The sequence below is a fragment of the Paraburkholderia sp. genome (assembly GCF_035501035.1).
In the GTDB taxonomy this organism is placed as follows: domain Bacteria; phylum Pseudomonadota; class Gammaproteobacteria; order Burkholderiales; family Burkholderiaceae; genus Paraburkholderia.
Genome location: NZ_DATJWR010000405.1, coordinates 1 through 3,430 on the forward strand (window position 1 = coordinate 1; position 3,430 = coordinate 3,430).

Sequence of the window (3,430 nt, forward strand, 5' to 3'; positions counted from 1 at the left end):
TTCGCCATCGAGAAACCTCTGCTCACGGCACTGCCCGATGTGCCGCCGGTGCTCGCGGTGTGGAGCGAGGTCAAGGTACATACGGATGGGCACGTCGTCTACAAGAAGGTGCTGTACTCCGTGCCATTCACGCTGGTCGGCAAGCAATTGTGGCTGAAGGCGACCGACACGGTGGTGCAGGTGTTCCACCGGCATGAGCTCGTCGCGACACACGCTCGCAAGCGCAAGCCCGGCGATCGCTCGACAGTACGGGATCACCAGCCGCCTGAAGCGCAGGCCTGGCTCGAGCACGACCCGCAGTGGTGTCTGGCCCGGGCAAAGGAGATCGGGCCGGCCTGCCACGCAGTGATTCTCGCGCTGTTCAACGACAAGGTACTCGTGAACCTGCGCGGCGCGCAGGGCATCGTGCGTATGCGCGAGAAGTACGGCGATGCACGACTGAACGCCGCCTGCGAACGCGCACTCACGTTCTCCAGCCCGAAGTACCGCACCATCAAGACCATTCTCGACAAGGGGCTGGACAGCCAGCCTGCGGCGGCCCCCGCGCAAACGCCGGCGCCCGCTGACACCTATCTGAACGGCGGCCGCTTCGGCCGCGATCTCCAATCTATCCTGCTGCATTGAACACCATGAATCCGAGTCCAGAACTGAATTCCATCCTCAAGCAACTGCGCCTGTCGGGCATCCTCGACTCGCTCGAACAGCGCAACCGCCAGGCCATCGACGGGCAGCTCGCCTACACCGAGTTCCTCGCCATATTGCTGCATGACGAGGTCGCGCGGCGCGACCAGAAGAAGCTCGGCGCGCGGCTCGCCCGCGCCGGTTTCGCGCTGGGCAAGACGCTCGAGAGCTTCAACTTCGACCTGCTGCCCAAACTCAATCGGGCACACATTCACGATCTGGCCACGGGCCGCTACATCGACGAGAAGGTCTGCATTCTGATGGTCGGCCAAACGGGCGTCGGCAAGTCGCACCTGGCTCAGGCCCTGGGCCACTGCGCTGCCCGCCAGGGGTGCGACGTGTTGTTCATCACACAGACTGACCTGCTCAAGAAACTGCACGCGGCGCGTGCCACAGGCCTTTACGAGCGCAAGTTCCAGCAGTTCGTGCGCTCGCCCCTGCTGATCATTGACGACTTCGCGCTCAAACCCCTGCATCCGCCCCACGACGAAGACTTCCACGATCTGATCGCCGCCAGGTATGAAAAGGCCGCGACGGTCTTGACTTCGAATCTCGACTTCAGCGAATGGGGCGACGCATTCCACGATAACCGCATTCTTGGCGTCGCCACGCTTGACCGGTTACGCCACGGCGCCTATCGGGTAGTGATCGAGGGCGAGAGCTTCCGCAAGCCCAAACCAATGCCTGAAAATGGCGAAAACGCCGTTGCAAAATCCGGCAAAAAACCGCATTCTTGAGTCCCTTCAAAATCGCGTTTCGGGGCCACTTCTGGTGGCCTCATTATGCCGATCATCCCCGGCTCGATTACGCCGATCCGTGACAGCGCGTGACAGACGACGCGCGAGCGGTCATCGAGTAGGCACAGCAGCATCGGCGTGATCCACTGGCCGTCGTTCGAGAGCAGCTTGCGCGAACCATGATGGAAATCGAGATGCCAGAGCGCGTTGACGTGCTCGACCTCGAAGCTGCGAACCTCGAGCTACTCCAGGCGGTCGCGGGCGAGCATCGCGCCGGCGCTGGTATGGCGCGGCTTGCGCTGGCGAAACAGCCCGTTGGCCATGAAGTAGCGCCGCACGGTCGCATACGAAGGCAGGTTCGCTTCGCCAAGTACGGCCAACAGGTTGTCGTAGTGCAATTGACGGGACCATCCCGGATGCTGCTGGTATTGCGCATGAATTGCCTGAACGGCTTCGGGCGACAGGCTTGGACTGGTACCACGGGGGCGTTTGCGGTCCGCGAGACTGGCCACCGGATCGTGTGCAGCGCGACGCGCCTGGTAAAACCATCTCTCGATCGTCGAGTAGCCGAACCGAACGTCGGCGCCGGTGACAGGATGCCGCCAGCATTTGCGGGTGAGCGTATTGATAAGTTCGCCCAGTTCGCCGGGCTCGGGCGGTGCGGCAAGCAGGGGGCCGACGACAGCGAAGCGCAGGCGTGCCCAGCGATCCCGCACAGGTAAATCGCGATGTTCAGTCATGAGGTCTCCAGAGATGCGGCGACATTGCCGCGATTCATGGGAGACGCGAGACTACCGGGGGCCTCTGGGGGCAGGCGAGCGAGAACTTCTGCGGGCGAGCTACCGTCCCTCACGCACGTTGCTCGCGGCGCTGCCGCTGGTGAGTGGCGCGAGCCAGCGCAGCAGCCATATCAGGGGCGTGGGCGCCTGTGTGGCGGTAAAGCGTTCAAGCAGGCTTGCGGGAATCTGGTCAGTCTCGACGGGCGGCACGAAATCAGCGCGGCCAAGTGTCCAGAATGGTGTCGACACAAATTGCGTGCGCCACCATGTTCGCCATTGCGCGACGGTGGAGCGCGGTACACCTAACGTGTCAAGTTGCCGCGAGGCCGCAGCCGTGCCGGCGCTGGCGCGCGCGGCGCTGACGACGACCATGATCGCGGCGACATACACGCGTCGGCCGAGAAAGCGCACCGAAAACGGCGTGGTGCGACGCCGGCATTTAGCGCAGCAGAAGCTGTAGCGGAAGTCGCAGTCCGAGCGGGCTTCGCACGGAAGTCCACGGGGTTTGCGGGGATAACGGGCGCTGTGAAGTACACCGCCGCAACAGCGACAACGCTGCGTGCGGGCCTCGCTGGCGAAATCCTGATCGATGTGTAACAGCAACTGATAGAAATCTGGATGAAAGATACTCACGTGGCACACTGGGAACGTTTCAGATTCTGGCGAACCTGAGACTCTCCCTTGGGCATCGTTTGGTCAAGATGCCTGAGGGAGATCCCCCTGCGTCCCTCACGCAATTTGCAAAAAACGGCCCAAATCCCCATCGACTTCCGTGCTCACGCTCACTGACGGTTGCCTGAATATTCCAGAACTGCGGCACATCGCGCATCACCTGCAGGTTAAACGCCGCGGCTGCGGCTTCCATAAACGCAGAATCGACGGTTCTGGTCTTGTCGACCAGCCCGACTTGAATCACAGTCATATCTCTCTCCGAAAAAGAGGAAAAGGACGTCCCAGTGCCCACTCATGATGGATAGTTAATAGTACGTATTACGTTAGTAATCAATTTGCACCGACGTACACATCGACAAAACGCTCTGCTGCACAATCAGGGATCGGGTACTGTGCATGTAGTACGCCGCGTTCAGCAGGACGCTGCAATGAGAAGGCGGCAAAAGAAAAGCGGACAGCGAAGATATATAGATACGCTTCTTCTGGGTTTTCTTACTTCGCCGGATCGACGACGATATGCAGTTACTCTCATACTGCACGTCTGCCAGTTCATCGTAGATT

Annotated in this window: 5 protein-coding genes and 1 pseudogene; 2 read left to right on the top strand and 4 right to left on the bottom strand. The window is 61.0% G+C overall.

Translation table 11 applies throughout. The features are described from left to right. A partial coding sequence (locus tag VMJ11_RS29195) for a Mu transposase domain-containing protein (RefSeq protein ID WP_414694493.1) occupies positions 1 to 624 on the top strand: 624 nt, incomplete at its 5' end. 5 nt (positions 625 to 629) lie between these two features. After that, positions 630 to 1,418 (top strand): IS21-like element helper ATPase IstB, encoded by a 789-nt coding sequence (istB, locus tag VMJ11_RS29200; protein ID WP_325624231.1) that lies wholly within the window; start codon positions 630 to 632, stop codon positions 1,416 to 1,418. A gap of 86 nt (positions 1,419 to 1,504) precedes the next feature. Here istB and VMJ11_RS29205 read toward each other — a convergent pair. The 4 genes and pseudogenes from VMJ11_RS29205 to VMJ11_RS29220 all read right to left on the bottom strand — a co-directional run. Next, positions 1,505 to 2,158 (bottom strand): annotated as a pseudogene (locus tag VMJ11_RS29205) (helix-turn-helix domain-containing protein); the annotation flags it as partial. A 99-nt stretch (positions 2,159 to 2,257) separates the two neighbouring features. Beyond that, entirely contained in the window at positions 2,258 to 2,830 is a 573-nt protein-coding gene (locus VMJ11_RS29210; RefSeq protein ID WP_325624225.1) for a hypothetical protein, read from the bottom strand. Between the two features lie 19 nt (positions 2,831 to 2,849). Further along, positions 2,850 to 3,119, bottom strand: a complete 270-nt coding sequence (locus tag VMJ11_RS29215) for a hypothetical protein (protein ID WP_325624228.1) — start codon at positions 3,117 to 3,119, stop codon at positions 2,850 to 2,852. Positions 3,120 to 3,192: 73 nt separating this feature from the next. After that, a partial coding sequence (locus tag VMJ11_RS29220) for a hypothetical protein (RefSeq protein ID WP_325624230.1) occupies positions 3,193 to 3,430 on the bottom strand: 238 nt, incomplete at its 5' end.

Coding starts and splice junctions, on each gene's coding strand:
- VMJ11_RS29215 (WP_325624228.1), bottom strand. CDS start 3,119: ATGACTGTGATTCAAGTCGGGCTGGTCGACAAGACCAGAACCGTCGAT.
- istB (WP_325624231.1), top strand. CDS start 630: ATGAATCCGAGTCCAGAACTGAATTCCATCCTCAAGCAACTGCGCCTG.